The organism is Streptomyces typhae, from assembly GCF_009755605.1.
Taxonomy (GTDB): domain Bacteria; phylum Actinomycetota; class Actinomycetes; order Streptomycetales; family Streptomycetaceae; genus Streptomyces; species Streptomyces typhae.
Map to the genome: position 1 here is coordinate 1 of NZ_WPNZ01000046.1, position 13,672 is coordinate 13,672.

At 70.6% G+C, this 13,672-nt stretch carries 15 protein-coding genes; 13 read left to right on the forward strand and 2 right to left on the reverse strand.

The window, feature by feature from the left end; all coding sequences use genetic code 11:
* Positions 1–336: 336 nt before the first annotated feature.
* On the forward strand, positions 337–1,134 hold the full coding sequence (locus tag GPA10_RS41295; RefSeq protein ID WP_157169888.1) for an inositol monophosphatase family protein: 798 nt from the start codon (positions 337–339) through the stop codon (positions 1,132–1,134).
* Between the two features lie 144 nt (positions 1,135–1,278).
* Here the strand turns inward: GPA10_RS41295 and GPA10_RS42030 are convergent, their stop codons facing one another.
* Positions 1,279–1,452, reverse strand: coding sequence for a hypothetical protein (locus tag GPA10_RS42030; RefSeq protein ID WP_198351864.1), 174 nt, complete (start codon positions 1,450–1,452; stop codon positions 1,279–1,281).
* 317 nt (positions 1,453–1,769) lie between these two features.
* Between GPA10_RS42030 and GPA10_RS41300 the strand changes: the two genes are divergently transcribed.
* The 4 genes from GPA10_RS41300 (at position 1,770) to GPA10_RS41315 (ending at position 5,410) form a co-directional block, all read left to right on the forward strand.
* Positions 1,770–2,423: a response regulator transcription factor gene (locus GPA10_RS41300; RefSeq protein ID WP_030563223.1), complete on the forward strand. Its 654-nt coding sequence runs from the start codon at positions 1,770–1,772 to the stop codon at positions 2,421–2,423.
* 4 nt (positions 2,424–2,427) lie between these two features.
* Positions 2,428–3,660 carry a sensor histidine kinase gene (locus GPA10_RS41305; RefSeq protein WP_058852574.1) on the forward strand — a complete coding sequence of 411 codons (1,233 nt, stop codon included), beginning with the start codon at positions 2,428–2,430 and terminating at the stop codon, positions 3,658–3,660.
* Between the two features lie 393 nt (positions 3,661–4,053).
* Positions 4,054–4,350, forward strand: coding sequence for a DUF4193 domain-containing protein (locus tag GPA10_RS41310; RefSeq protein ID WP_003951337.1), 297 nt, complete (start codon positions 4,054–4,056; stop codon positions 4,348–4,350).
* A gap of 13 nt (positions 4,351–4,363) precedes the next feature.
* Positions 4,364–5,410, forward strand: coding sequence for a hypothetical protein (locus GPA10_RS41315; RefSeq protein ID WP_343041900.1), 1,047 nt, complete (start codon positions 4,364–4,366; stop codon positions 5,408–5,410).
* A 73-nt stretch (positions 5,411–5,483) separates the two neighbouring features.
* On the opposite strand, the gene GPA10_RS41320 is transcribed toward GPA10_RS41315, so the two are convergent.
* Complete coding sequence (locus tag GPA10_RS41320; RefSeq protein WP_058852572.1) at positions 5,484–5,930, reverse strand: DUF3093 domain-containing protein; 447 nt, start codon at positions 5,928–5,930, stop codon at positions 5,484–5,486.
* 58 nt (positions 5,931–5,988) lie between these two features.
* Between GPA10_RS41320 and GPA10_RS41325 the strand changes: the two genes are divergently transcribed.
* From GPA10_RS41325 to GPA10_RS41360, 8 genes are all read left to right on the forward strand, one after another.
* Positions 5,989–6,573, forward strand: a complete 585-nt coding sequence (locus GPA10_RS41325; protein ID WP_058852571.1) for a PaaI family thioesterase — start codon at positions 5,989–5,991, stop codon at positions 6,571–6,573.
* A 20-nt stretch (positions 6,574–6,593) separates the two neighbouring features.
* Positions 6,594–7,100: a dUTP diphosphatase gene (dut, locus tag GPA10_RS41330; RefSeq protein WP_058852667.1), complete on the forward strand. Its 507-nt coding sequence runs from the start codon at positions 6,594–6,596 to the stop codon at positions 7,098–7,100.
* Between the two features lies 1 nt (position 7,101).
* Positions 7,102–7,899 (forward strand): DUF3710 domain-containing protein, encoded by a 798-nt coding sequence (locus GPA10_RS41335; RefSeq protein WP_058852570.1) that lies wholly within the window; start codon positions 7,102–7,104, stop codon positions 7,897–7,899.
* Between the two features lie 334 nt (positions 7,900–8,233).
* A complete protein-coding gene (gene kdpF, locus GPA10_RS41340; protein WP_033264828.1) occupies positions 8,234–8,323 on the forward strand; it encodes a K(+)-transporting ATPase subunit F in 90 nt (29 codons plus the stop codon).
* 8 nt (positions 8,324–8,331) lie between these two features.
* Positions 8,332–9,996: a potassium-transporting ATPase subunit KdpA gene (gene kdpA, locus GPA10_RS41345; protein WP_157169886.1), complete on the forward strand. Its 1,665-nt coding sequence runs from the start codon at positions 8,332–8,334 to the stop codon at positions 9,994–9,996.
* Between the two features lie 92 nt (positions 9,997–10,088).
* Entirely contained in the window at positions 10,089–12,206 is a 2,118-nt protein-coding gene (gene kdpB / locus GPA10_RS41350) for a potassium-transporting ATPase subunit KdpB (RefSeq protein WP_157169891.1), read from the forward strand.
* Between the two features lie 6 nt (positions 12,207–12,212).
* The gene (locus GPA10_RS41355; RefSeq protein ID WP_157169887.1) at positions 12,213–12,938 is read left to right on the forward strand and encodes a potassium-transporting ATPase subunit C; all 726 of its coding nucleotides are present in this window, start codon (positions 12,213–12,215) and stop codon (positions 12,936–12,938) included.
* A gap of 310 nt (positions 12,939–13,248) precedes the next feature.
* The coding region (locus tag GPA10_RS41360) for a histidine kinase (protein ID WP_484600355.1) at positions 13,249–13,672 on the forward strand (424 nt) is incomplete at its 3' end.

Consider the following 13,672-nt stretch of genomic DNA (forward strand, 5'->3'; position numbering starts at 1 on the left):
GCTTCCGCCCCCGCAAGGACACAGGCAGCAGCGGCCGGACGAACTCCCACTCGGCATCGGACAGTTCATGGCGACGTATCACCCGACCATGATCCAGCACACGAGATCAATTGAAGACACGACCTAGCGCACCCCCCGTACGCATCGGGGCGCACCCCCCGTACGCACAGAGGTGCGCACCCGCACGCATCAAGGAGCACCGTGACCGACCCCGCCCGGCAGGACCGTCGACAGGACCAGCTGAAGCAGGACGAGCTGAAGCAGGACCGGCTGAAGCAGGACCGGCTGAGGCAGGACCGGCTGAGGCAAGACCGGCCGCAGCAGGACCAGCTCAAGCTGGACCAGCTGAAGGCCGAACTGCTCACCGTCGCCCTGGAGGCCGCCGACCGCGCGGGCGCCCTGCTGCGCGACGGCCGCCCGGCCGACCTGGGCGTCGCCGCCACCAAGAGCAGCGCCGTCGACGTCGTCACCGAGATGGACCTCGCCTCGGAGAAGCTGATCACTGACTTCTTCGCCGCGCGCAGGCCGGGCGACGGCGTCCTCGGCGAGGAGGGCGCGAGCCACGGGGGCACCAGCGGCGTCCAGTGGGTGATCGACCCCATCGACGGCACGGTGAACTACCTGTACGGGCGCCCGGACTGGGCGGTGTCCATCGCGGCCCGCAAGGACGGCGAGACCCTCGTCGGCGTCGTGCACGCGCCCGTGCGCGGCGAGACGTTCCGCGCGGTGCTCGGCCAGGGCGCGTACGTCGGCGACACCCCCCTGCGGGTCCGCACGGCACCCCCGTTCGAGCAGGCCCTCGTCGGCACGGGCTTCGGGTACGTCGCCGAGCGGCGGGCCCGCCAGGCCGAGGTCGTCGGGCAGCTCCTGCCGCGCGTGCGGGACATCCGGCGGGCCGGGTCCGCGGCCATCGACCTGTGCGACGTGGCGGCGGGCCGCCTGGACGCGTACTACGAACGCGGCCTGAACCCCTGGGACTTCGCAGCAGGCGACCTCATCGCCCGGGAGGCGGGCGCCCGCACCGGTGGGCGCCCCGGAGAGCCCCTGTCGGGCGAGCTGACGGTGGCGGGCCCGCCCGGCCTCTTCGAGCCGCTCCAGAGCCTCCTCGACGACCTCGGCGCCTGGCACGACTGAGACGGCCCTGCCCGCCCCGCGGGCAGACGGTTCCGCCCGCGGGCCCCGCGGGGGGCCACCGCACGCGACAGGGCCCCGGCACCTCCCCCGAGGTGCCGGGGCCCTGTCGCGCGCTGTTGCGACCGGACGCTGGAGACGTGCCGGTCAGGGGGTCGGGGCGGCGACCTCCACGCCGTGCTCCGCGGCCAGGCGGTGCAGATCCTCGAGCTCGGCCAGTTCGACCTCTGCGAGGAACTCGTCGCCTGTTTCGCGGGCCCGCGTGAGGTCGGACTCCGTGGTCTTTATGCGCTGCAGGAGACCTGCGGTGAATGCGTCCATGGTTGCGCCCCCTCGGCTGGGTCGTGGGTCGGTGGCACGGGGGTGTGCCGTGGAGAAGGGGCGATCACGTCCGGCGCCCGCTGCGTGAAGCAGGTCGTGGTGTGCCACATACGAAGCGTGATCGCGGGGTGTAAGGCCGTCCTCCCCCCGCCCCGTTCCACGGAAACCTCCACCGGACCAGAAAATCCCGCATTCCCGGGGCCCGAGGCCGCCTTACAGCCGGTTTATGGCCGAAAGGGGCAGGATGGAGGCCTCACTCCACGTAATAGACCTGCCCCGCGCGACCTTGCGCGGGGCGCAGAGGAAGGACAAGCGACGTGCGCGTACTCGTCGTCGAGGACGAGCAGCTGCTCGCCGATGCGGTGGCCACCGGACTGCGCCGGGAGGCCATGGCCGTCGACGTCGTGTACGACGGCGCGGCCGCCCTGGAGCGCATCGGCGTGAACGACTACGACGTGGTCGTCCTGGACCGCGACCTCCCGGTCGTCCACGGGGACGACGTCTGCCGCAAGATCGTCGAGCTGGGCATGCCCACGCGCGTGCTGATGCTCACCGCGTCCGGCGACGTCAGCGACCGCGTCGAGGGCCTGGAGATCGGCGCCGACGACTATCTCCCCAAGCCGTTCGCGTTCAGCGAGCTCACGGCCCGCGTGCGCGCCCTGGGGCGGCGCACCAGTGTGCCGCTGCCGCCCGTCCTGGAGCGCGCCGGCATCAAGCTCGACCCCAACCGCCGCGAGGTCTTCCGCGAGGGCAGGGAGATCCAGCTCGCGCCGAAGGAGTTCGCCGTCCTGGAGGTGCTGCTGCGCAGCGAGGGCGCCGTGGTCTCCGCCGAGCAGCTCCTGGAGAAGGCCTGGGACGAGAACACGGACCCGTTCACGAACGTCGTCCGCGTCACGGTCATGACCCTGCGCCGCAAGCTCGGCGAGCCCGCCGTCATCGTGACCGTGCCGGGCTCCGGCTACCGGATCTGACCCGGTGGCCGCGACCCCCGCGCCCCCGGCGGCGCCCCCCAAGCCCACCTGGGACCCGCGCAAGGTCGAAGCGCCCTTCCCGTGGCTGCGCCCGACCATCCGCATACGGCTCACGCTGCTGTACGGCGGCATGTTCCTGATCGCGGGCATCCTGCTGCTGTCGATCATCTACCTGCTCGCGGCACAGGCGCTCAACGTGGGCAGCGAGCTGCCGTTCAAGATCGTCTCGGGCAAGGTGACGAGCGAGGTCTGCAACCTGCCGGGCCAGGCCTCGCCCAGCGACTTCAACCAGGCGATGAACGACTGCGTGAACACCCAGCGCCAGCACGCCCTGGACAACCTCCTGAGCCGCTCCCTGCTCGCCCTGCTCGGCCTCGCGGTGATCGCCTTCGCGTTCGGCTACGCGATGGCGGGCCGCGTCCTGTCCCCGCTCGGCCGCATCACGCGCACGGCCCGCAGGGTGGCGGGCACGGATCTGAGCCGCCGCATCGAACTGGACGGTCCCGACGACGAGTTGAAGGAGCTCTCGGACACCTTCGACGAGATGCTCGACCGCCTGGAGCGGGCCTTCACCGCCCAGCAGCGCTTCGTGGGCAACGCCTCGCACGAGCTGCGCACCCCGCTCGCGATCAACCGCACGCTCCTGGAGGTGCACCTCTCGGACCCCGGTGCCCCCGTGGAGCTCCAGCAGCTCGGCAAGACGCTGCTCGCCACCAACGAGCGCAGCGAGCAGCTGGTGGAGGGCCTGCTCCTGCTCGCCCGCAGCGACAACCAGATAGTGGAGCGCAAGCCCGTGGACCTCGCCGAGGTGGCCGGGCAGGCGGTCGACCAGGCGCGCTCCGAGGCCGAGGAGAAGGGTGTCGAGATCCGCGGCGAGCGGGGCCCCGCGGTGGTGCAGGGCAACGGCGTCCTCCTGGAGCGCATCGCGCTGAACCTCGTACAGAACGCGGTCAGGTACAACGTGAAGGAGGCGGGCTGGGTCGAGGTGACCACCGAGGCGCAGCACGGCCAGGCCGTCCTCGTGGTGACCAACACGGGCCCGGTCGTCCCGGCGTACGAGATCGACAGCCTCTTCGAGCCCTTCCGCAGGCTGCGCACGGAGCGGACGGGCAGCGACAAGGGCGTGGGGCTCGGCCTGTCCATCGCCCGGTCGGTGGCGCGGGCCCACGGGGGCCGTATCATCGCGGAGCCGCGCGAGGGGGGTGGGCTCGTGATGCGAGTCACCCTGCCGATCTGAGATGCTTCCGCGGAAGCGGCAGGATGTTCGCTTTGAGCGGAATTTTCGGGACCTGGTCCTGGGAAGTTCCTGTGTGATCGATCACACGAGCGAATTTTCAGCCATCTACTCTCCGTGACCGTCAAAGTCGCCGGAAAGCCGGGAAAATCCGGGTTTTCAGGGGTCTTGATCACGGGAAGTACACGGGGTGGCGCCCGTGAAGTGCGACATTCGGACCGTGTACGGTCCCGATCGCCATCCAAACCGATCACCTCTTCAGGGGTGCGGTTGGGTGTCGATTGAGTAACAGACCTTGATGTGAGGCAAAATCTCCGCCTCAGGTCGGGCACAAGTCCGGCCTCTCACGCGTTACGTGCGCTGAGACACCGCAGACACCCAGAGGGGGAGAGCGACATGGCAACGGACTACGACACCCCACGCAAGACCGATGATGATCTCAACGAGGACAGCATCGAGGAACTGAAGGCCCGGCGGAACGACAAGTCCACGTCGACCGTCGACGTCGACGAGTTCGAGGCCGCGGAAGGCCTGGAGCTGCCGGGCGCGGACCTGTCCAACGAGGAGCTCGCCGTGCGCGTGCTCCCCAAGCAGCAGGACGAGTTCACGTGCATGAGCTGCTTCCTCGTGCACCACCGCAGCCAGCTGGCCCGGGAGAAGAACGGCCAGCCGATCTGCCGCGACTGCGACTGAGGCAGGGTCGGCCGTGACAGGCTCGACCCCGCCTTGGAAGCGCCGCTTCCGGGACCGGGAAGCGGACGCGGAAGCGCCCGAGGGCGCGACGGACGCCGGGCGGGGCCCTGAGGCCTCGCTCGAGTCATCCGGCGCGGCAGAGCAGGGCGACGGCACCGCGGGGACGCCAGGGGCCGCTGAGGCGGCGTACAAGGCGGTCCCCGCGCTGGTGCACGGCTCCGCCGTGGACCGGCGGAACAGCGCCGACCGCGCGGCAGCGGCCGGCACGGAACACGGGGACGGCGCGGCGGCGGACACCGGAGGGCCTTCGACCAGGGCCCAGCGGCTCGCCGCCGTCACGAACGGACTGAGGAACGGGGTGCGCCGCGGCGGGCAGGGTGCCAAGGCGGGCATCGGCTATCTCGCCGACCGGATCATCGAGAACGCCCCGCGGGTCCCGGTCCGCGACCTGGCGACCCTCCGCAAGCAGTTCCCGGGCCTCGGTCCCGAGCAGCTCGCGGACAAGCTCATCACCGGCGCGGCGAACGCGACCTCCACGGTGGGCGCCGGAGTCGGCGCGGCGGCGATGCTGCCCGTGCCGCCGGCGATGCCCGCCGAGCTCGCCGCCGAGATCACGGGCGTGGCGGCCATAGAGCTGAAACTGATCGCCGAGCTGCACGAGGTGTACGGCCGGCGGCCCGAAGGCAACCTCAAGGAGCGCAGCAGCGCCTATCTGCGGGCCTGGACCGAGGAGCGCGGGATCGACGTGGTGAAGCCCGCATCGGTGAACGCGGCCCTGGGCGGCCAGCTGAAGCGGGAACTGCGCCAGCAGATCATGAAGCGCATGGTCCGCAACCTGCCGAACCTGATGCCCTTCATGGTGGGCGCGGCGGTGGGCGCGGTGATGAACCGCAGGGACACCAGGAAGCTCGCCGAGCGCGTGCGCGGCGACCTGCGCCGCACGCAGGTGCCGTGGGACGCCCTCCCGGACCTGCCGCCCATGGAGAAGCCCCTCGACCCGCTGCCCCTGGGCAAGGTGCTGCGCGGGACGGCCGGCAAGCGCAGGGAACTCGGCGGCTGACGGCCCGCGGCGCCGAGGACGGACTCCTCCGCCCAGGCCTGTCCGGGACAGGCAGGGCCGCCCGAGACGGGCGCTAGGCCGCGCGGACCGCGTCGAGGGCCGCCGCCAGAGCCTGGGGATCGCGCGTCGACACGTACACGTACGGCGTCGGATCGTCGGGATCCGTCACCTCCACCCGCAGCGCCGTCGGGATGTAGCTGCGAAGGACCATGAACGCGCGCGGGTCCGCCTTGTGGAACCGCCAGGCGCGGGCCTCGGCCTCGTCGAGGGGCTCGGCCTCGCCGAGCGCCGTCACCGGGATCCTCGCGTCCCCGACGACCAGGGACCCGGCCACGACCCGGATCCGCACCGAGCCGTACGCGCTGGTGAGGACCGCCGCCAGAGCCGTACCGCCGACCAGGCCGCCGAGCAGCGGCAGCGTGCCGAACGGGAGCATCGTCAGGGCACCGGCGAGGCCGACGAGCACCGAGACGAGCCACCACGAACGAGGCGCGGTCAGGCGTTCTTCATAAGGCTGCATGAAGCCAAGCTTGGCATGGTGCGCGACGGCCGCTGACGCGGAGGTAAGGTCTGCGCCTGTGAGTGGTACATCAGCAGCTCTGACGCCCCCGGCGGACGCCATACCTCCCGTCCGCCACCCGGACGCGCCCGCGCCCGGCGAGCTCATCGGCGCGCACTATGAACACTGCTTCGGCTGCGGGGAGGGGCAGGCCCACGGGCTGCACCTGGCGGCACGGGCCGGCGAAGGTGTCGCCATCACCGCCGAGTTCACGGTGCGCGAGGCGCACCAGGGCGCTCCGGGGCTCGCGCACGGCGGTGTACTCGCCACCGCGCTCGACGAGACGCTCGGCTCCCTGAACTGGCTGCTGCGGGTGATCGCGGTGACCGGGCGCCTGGAGACCGACTTCGCGCGGCCGGTGCCCGTCGGCACGGTCCTCTTCCTGGAGGCCGAGGTCACCGCCGTCGCCGGACGCAAGATCTACTCGACCGCCACCGGGCGGATAGGCGGGCCCGAGGGCCCCGTCGCCGTGCGCGCCGACGCCCTCTTCATCGAGGTGAAGGTGGACCACTTCATCGACAACGGCCGCCCGCAGGAGATCCGTGCGGCCATGAACGACCCGGACCAGATCCGGCGCGCCCGCGCCTTCGAGGTGAACCCGTGACCCACCCTGCTCCCTTGGACGTGCTGATCCGGCGCGTCGACCCCGACGTACCGCTCCCGGCGTACGCACAGCCCGGTGACGCCGGTGCCGATGTGCGGACGACGGAGAGCTGCGAACTCGCGCCCGGCGAGCGCGCGGTGCTGCCGACCGGGGTGTCCATCGCGCTGCCCGAGGGGTACGCGGCCTTCGTGCACCCCCGTTCCGGCCTCGCCGCCCGCTGCGGTGTCGCCATGGTGAATGCCCCGGGGACGATTGATGCCGGGTACCGTGGGGAGATCAAGGTGATCGTGGTGAATCTCGACCCGCGCGAGAGCGTGCGGTTCGAGCGCTTCGACCGGATTGCCCAACTGGTCGTCCAGCAGGTCGAGAAGGTCCGCTTCCAGGAGGTGGCGGAGCTTCCCGGCTCGGTGCGGGCCGAGGGGGGATTCGGGTCCACCGGGGGCCATGCCGCCGTGGGCGCCAGCGCGGGTGAACAAACGGGTGGGAATCGATACGCATCGGTCGTATCCGACCGGGAAGGACAGTGACGTGTTCGGACGTCGCAAGAAGAGCAGTGCCGCCGAGGACGCGGCGGGCGAGGCCGAGCAGGTCGTCGACGGCACCGTGAACGAGGACGCCGAGAGCGGTGCGGACGGCGAGGGCGGTGAGGTCGCGGGCGGGTCGCAGCGCGTGCGCCTGGAGCCCGAGCCGCGTCCCGACGGTCCCTGGGACGTCTCCGAGGTCCGTGAGCCCGGCGAGGGCCGCGTGGACCTGGGCGGCCTGTTCGTGCCGGGCGTCGAGGGCATGGAGCTGCGCGTGGAGGTCGCCGGTGACGCGATCGTCGCGGCCACCGTCGTGCTCCAGGACAGCGCCATCCAGCTGCAGGGCTTCGCCGCCCCCAAGCGCGAGGGCATCTGGGGCGAGGTCCGTGAGGAGATCGCCTCCGGCATCACCCAGCAGGGCGGTGTCATCGACGAGGTCGAGGGCACCCTCGGCTGGGAGCTGCGGGCGCAGGTGCCGGTGCAGCTCCCGGACGGCACGGGCGGCTTCCAGGTGGTCCGGTTCGTGGGTGTGGACGGTCCGCGGTGGTTCCTGCGGGGCGTCATCTCCGGTCAGGGCGCCGTGCAGCCGGGGGCCGCAGGCCTCCTCGAGCAGATCTTCCGGGACACGGTCGTGGTCCGCGGCGAGGGCCCGATGGCCCCGCGCGACCCGATCGTCCTGAAGCTGCCGGACGACGCGCAGATGGTCGCCGAGGGCGGCGTGCAACAGGAGGACCAGGAGACCTCGCGGTTCTCCGGCGGCATGGGCCAGCTCGCGCGCGGCCCCGAGATCACCGAGGTCCGCTGAGGCACCTGAGCACCGAGCAGTACGCGAGCCGGTGGGCCGCACTCCCCGCGGGGGGTGCGGCCCACCGGCTTTTTTCTGGGCGCGCCCCTGTCCACCGGGCGAAAAACGCGGAAACCAGAGGAAACGGGACCCGTAAGAGAGTCGTCAATGCGCTGCCTGTCCCCGTATGGGAGGCGTCAACAGCGATCGAAACCCGCCAACGAGGCGGTTTCCTCGACTCGTCAGCACTTCCGTATCTCATCTAGGAGCACACGATGGCCGACGTGGCCTTCGTCGTCACCACGCTCGCGGTGTTCGCCCTGGTGGCACTCGTCGCCAAGGGGGTGACGAAGCTGTGACCGCCGAAAACATCGTCGGACTCGTCGTGGCCGTCGCCCTGCTCGGCTATCTCGTCCTCGCCCTCGTGTTCCCGGAGAGGTTCTGAGCCACCCCATGAGTCCGGTCCTCGCTGGGGTGCTCCAGCTCCTCGCGCTCATCGCCGCGCTGGCCCTCGCCCACCGCCCGCTGGGCGACCACATGGCCCGGGTCTACTCCTCCGACAAGCATCTGCGCGTCGAGAAGTGGATCTACAAGGGCATCGGCGCCAACCCGAACACCGAGATGCGCTGGCCCGCCTATCTGCGCGGCGTCCTCGCCTTCTCGCTGGCCGGGATGCTCTTCCTCTACCTGCTCCAGCGCCTCCAGGGCTCGCTGCCCGGCTCGCTCGGCTTCCGGGCCATCGATCCCGACCAGGCGTTCAACACGGCGGCCTCGTTCGTCGCCAACACCAACTGGCAGTCGTACTACGGCGAACAGGCCATGGGCCACGTCGTGCAGACCGGCGGCCTCGCGGTGCAGAACTTCGTCTCGGCGGCCGTCGGGATCGCCGTCGCCGTCGCTCTGGTACGAGGTTTCGCGCGCTCGCGCACCGGCGAGCTCGGCAACTTCTGGGCCGACCTGGTGCGCGGTGTCGTCCGCGTCCTGATCCCGATCTCCGTCGTCGGCGCGCTGGTGCTCGTCGCCTGCGGCGCCCTGCAGAACTTCTCCGGCATCCACGGGGTCGGCCAGTTCACGGGCGGCGAGCAGCAGTGGAACGGCGGCGCGGTCGCCTCCCAGGAGGCCATCAAGGAGCTGGGCACGAACGGCGGCGGCTACTTCAACGCCAACTCGGCCCACCCGTTCGAGAATCCGAACCCGATCTCGAACCTCTTCGAGATCTTCCTGATCCTCGTCATCCCGTTCGCCCTGACCCGGACCTTCGGCCGGATGGTCGGCTCGATCCGGCAGGGCTACGCGATCCTCGCCACGATGGCGACGATCTGGGTCGGCTTCACCGCCCTGATGATGTGGACCGAGTTCCACCACGGCGGCCCGGCGTTCGACCTGGCCGGCGGGGCGATGGAAGGCAAGGAGACCCGCTTCGGCATCGGCGGCTCCGCGCTCTTCGCGACCAGCACCACGCTGACGTCCACCGGCGCGGTGAACTCCTTCCACTCCTCGTACACCGGCTTCGGCGGCGGGATCACGATGCTGGGCATGCAGCTCGGCGAGATCGCGCCCGGCGGTGTCGGGTCCGGGCTCTACGGCATGCTCATCATGGCGATCATCGCGGTCTTCATCGCGGGCCTGATGGTGGGCCGCACGCCCGAGTACCTGGGCAAGAAGATCGGCACCCGCGAGATCAAGCTCGCCGCCTGCTACATCCTCGTCACGCCCGCGCTCGTCCTCGGCTTCACCGGCGCCTCGATGGCACTGTCCACACCGAAGGACTCCCTGCTCAACACCGGGGCCCACGGCTTCTCCGAAGTCCTGTACGCCTTCACGTCCGGCGCCAACAACAACGGCTCGGCCTTCGCCGGACTGAGCGCGGACACCCCGTGGTTCAACACCACGATCGGCCTCGCGATGCTCCTCGGCCGGTTCCTGCCGATGGTGTTCGTCCTCGCGCTCGCCGGTTCGCTGGCCGCGCAGAAGCCCGTCCCGGCCACGGTCGGCACCCTCCGTACGGAGAAGCCCCTGTTCAGCGGGTTGCTGGTCGGCACCCTCATGATCATCACCGGTCTGACGTACTTCCCGGCGCTCGCGCTCGGGCCGCTGGCCGAGGGGCTCGCGTCATGACCGCCGACACCAGGAAGCACACCGCCGACACCGGGCACACCACCGCCCCCCGGCACACCACCGACACCAGGAAGCAAGAGGAGCCCGGCTCCATGTCCCAAGCCCCCACGGCCTCCCCGGCCACCTCCACCGGCGCGCCCCACCCGGACGTGCCCGGCGGTCACAAGCCGGACGGCGGCAAGGTCGGCAGCGGTCTCTTCGACCCCGGGCAGCTCCTGAAGTCCTTCCCGGACGCCCTGCGCAAGCTGGACCCGCGGGTGATGGTCAAGTCCCCCGTGATGTTCGTGGTCCTGATCGGCTCGGTGCTCACCACCGTCCTCGCCTGCACCGACCCCGGTGACTGGTTCGGCTGGGCGATCACCGCGTGGCTGTGGGCGACCACCGTCTTCGCCAACCTCGCGGAAGCCGTCGCCGAGGGCCGCGGCAAGGCCCAGGCCGACACGCTGCGCAAGGCCAAGACCGACACGGTGGCACGCCGCGTCGTCGGCAGGAGCGAGGAGCGGGTGCCCGGCACCGAGCTGCGCGTCGGCGACCTGGTCGTCTGCGAGGCCGGTGACGTCATCCCCGGCGACGGCGACGTCGTCGAGGGCGTCGCGAGCGTCGACGAGTCCGCGATCACGGGGGAGTCCGCGCCGGTCATCCGCGAGTCCGGCGGCGACCGCTCGGCGGTCACCGGCGGCACGAAGGTCCTCTCCGACCGCGTCGTCATCAAGATCACGACAAAGCCGGGCGAGACCTTCATCGACCGGATGATCAACCTCGTCGAGGGCGCGGCCCGGCAGCGGACGCCCAACGAGATCGCCCTGAACATCCTGCTCGCCTCGCTGACCATCGTCTTCCTGCTCGCCGTCGTCACCCTCCAGCCGTTCGCCGTGTACGCGGGCGCCGAGCAGTCGATGATCGTGCTCGCCGCGCTCCTGGTCTGTCTGATCCCCACGACCATCGGCGCGCTGCTCTCCGCGATCGGCATCGCGGGCATGGACCGCCTGGTGCAGCGCAATGTGCTCGCCATGTCCGGACGGGCCGTCGAGGCCGCCGGTGACGTCTCCACACTGCTCCTGGACAAGACCGGCACCATCACCCTGGGCAACCGCCGTGCCGCCGAGTTCGTGCCGGTGCGCGGCACCACCGCGGCCGAGGTGGCCGACGCCGCCCAGCTCTCCTCGCTGGCCGACGAGACCCCCGAGGGCCGCTCCGTCGTGGTCCTCGCCAAGGAGCAGTACGGCCTGCGCGAGCGGCACCAGGGCGAACTCGCCGGTGCCGAGTGGATCGCCTTCACCGCCCAGACCCGGATGTCGGGCGTGGACGTCGACGGGCGCAAGGTCCGCAAGGGCGCGACCGGTTCGGTCGTCGCCTGGGTCGAGGAGCGCGGCGGCACGGTCACGGCCGAGGCCCAGGAGCTCACCGACGCGATCTCGCAGGCGGGCGGCACACCGCTGCTCGTGGCCCTGGAGGATGCCGACGGCGCCCGGGTCCTGGGCGTCATCCACCTCAAGGACGTCGTCAAGGAAGGCATGCGGGAGCGGTTCGACGAACTGCGCCGCATGGGCATCAGGACCGTCATGATCACGGGCGACAACCCGCTGACGGCCGAGGCGATCGCCGACGAGGCGGGCGTGGACGACTTCCTCGCGGAGGCCACGCCCGAGGACAAGATGGCGCTCATCAAGCGCGAACAGGCCGGCGGCAAGCTGGTCGCGATGACCGGCGACGGCACCAACGACGCACCCGCGCTCGCGCAGGCCGACGTCGGCGTGGCCATGAACACCGGCACCTCGGCCGCCAAGGAGGCCGGGAACATGGTCGACCTTGATTCCGACCCCACCAAGTTGATCGAGATCGTTGAGATCGGCAAGCAACTGCTGATCACCCGTGGTGCATTGACCACGTTCTCCATAGCGAACGACGTCGCCAAGTACTTCGCGATCATCCCGGCCATGTTCGCCGTGGTGTACCCGGGCCTGGACAAGCTCAACATCATGGACCTGTCCAGTCCCAAGTCCGCGATCCTGTCGGCCGTCGTCTTCAACGCGCTGATCATCGTGGCCCTCGTGCCCCTCGCCCTGAAGGGCGTGCGGTACCGGCCGATGAGCGCGGACCGGATGCTGCGGCGCAACCTCGGCGTCTACGGGCTCGGCGGCCTCGTCGCCCCGTTCGCCGGCATCAAGATCATCGACCTGCTCATCTCCCTCATCCCGGGCATTGGCTGACCTGAAATGAACAACTCCGTAGGAAACACCGCCCGGTTGCTGGGCGCCGGACTGCGCGCCCTGCTCGTCCTGACCGTCCTGTGCGGCGTGCTCTACCCGCTCGCCGTGACCGGCGTCGCCCAGGCCCTGTTCCACGACAAGGCCAACGGCTCCGAGATCGAGGACGGCGGCCGGGTCGTCGGCTCCGAACTGATCGGGCAGCGCTACGACCTGCCGCTGAAGAAGGGCCAGGAGACCCCGGAGCCGGACCTGAAGTGGTTCCAGCCCCGGCCCTCCAACGGGCTCGGCGAGAACACCGTGAACACGCGGTACCAGCTGATCCTGTCCGGAGCCACCAACCTCGCGGGCGACTCCGGTGCGAAGAAGACCGACGGCGGCAGGAAGGAGGTCTGCGACCCGAGGGCGGAGGAAGGCCTGTGCGCCCAGGTCCTGGCCGCGCGGGACGCCGTCATCAAGGACAACTCGACGGCCGGCCACACGGTGCGGCCCGCGGACATCCCCGCCGAGGCCGTCACGTCCTCCGGCTCGGGCCTCGACCCGCACATCTCCCCGAAGTACGCGGAGCTCCAGGTCCACCGGGTCGCCGAGCGCAACGGCCTGAGCGTCGAGGACGTCGACCGGCTCGTCGAGAAGAACACTGACGGGCGGATCCTCGGCTTCGTCGGCGAGCCGCGCGTGAACGTCCTGAAGCTCAACATCGACCTGAAACACCTGGTCACCGACAAGGGCTGACGCCCTCCGCCGCACTGAGGCCCGTGCCGGTTCGCTCTCCTGAACCGGCACGGGCCTCTTATGAACCGGCACGGGCCCCTCCTGAACCGGTACGGGCCTCCTCTGAACCGGCACGGGCCTCTTCTGCGGCCCGGAAGGCCCGGAAGGCCCGGAAGGCCCTGACGCACGGGGACAGTCGCGCTGAGCCCCCGCCAGGGCATCAGGGATGTGTCAAGGAGCTCCGGGAAGGTCCACCTCGTCCGCTTTGCCGTAAATCTTGGCCGTAAGGTCGACTCTGCGTACACAGCAGTTTCGGGAAGACAATGAGGCCATGGCACGCGGCAAGCTACGGATCTACCTCGGTGCGGCACCGGGCGTCGGCAAGACGTACGCGATGCTGTCCGAGGCGCACCGCCGTACCGAGCGCGGTACCGACTGCGTCGTGGCCTTCGTGGAGCACCACGACCGTCCCCGTACGGAAGTGATGCTGCACGGCCTGGAGCAGGTGGCCCGCAAGGAGCTGGAGTACCGCGGCTCGACGTTCACGGAGATGGACGTCGACGCGGTCCTGCGCCGGGCCCCCGCCGTCGCCCTCGTCGACGAGCTGGCGCACAAGAACGTGCCGGGTTCGCGCAACGCCAAGCGCTGGCAGGACGTCGAGGAGCTGCTCGAAGCGGGTGTCGATGTCATATCGACGGTGAACATCCAGCATCTGGAGTCGCTGGGGGACGTGGTCGAGTCGATCACGGGGGTGC

Excerpts from the sequence above, each read along its gene's own strand:
- GPA10_RS41320 (WP_058852572.1), bottom strand. The coding sequence starts at position 5,930 with ATGCAGCCTTATGAAGAACGCCTGACCGCGCCTCGTTCGTGGTGGCTC.
- kdpB (WP_157169891.1), top strand. The coding sequence starts at position 10,089 with ATGTCCCAAGCCCCCACGGCCTCCCCGGCCACCTCCACCGGCGCGCCC.
- kdpA (WP_157169886.1), top strand. The coding sequence starts at position 8,332 with ATGAGTCCGGTCCTCGCTGGGGTGCTCCAGCTCCTCGCGCTCATCGCC.
- GPA10_RS41310 (WP_003951337.1), top strand. The coding sequence starts at position 4,054 with ATGGCAACGGACTACGACACCCCACGCAAGACCGATGATGATCTCAAC.
- GPA10_RS42030 (WP_198351864.1), bottom strand. The coding sequence starts at position 1,452 with ATGGACGCATTCACCGCAGGTCTCCTGCAGCGCATAAAGACCACGGAG.
- GPA10_RS41355 (WP_157169887.1), top strand. The coding sequence starts at position 12,213 with ATGAACAACTCCGTAGGAAACACCGCCCGGTTGCTGGGCGCCGGACTG.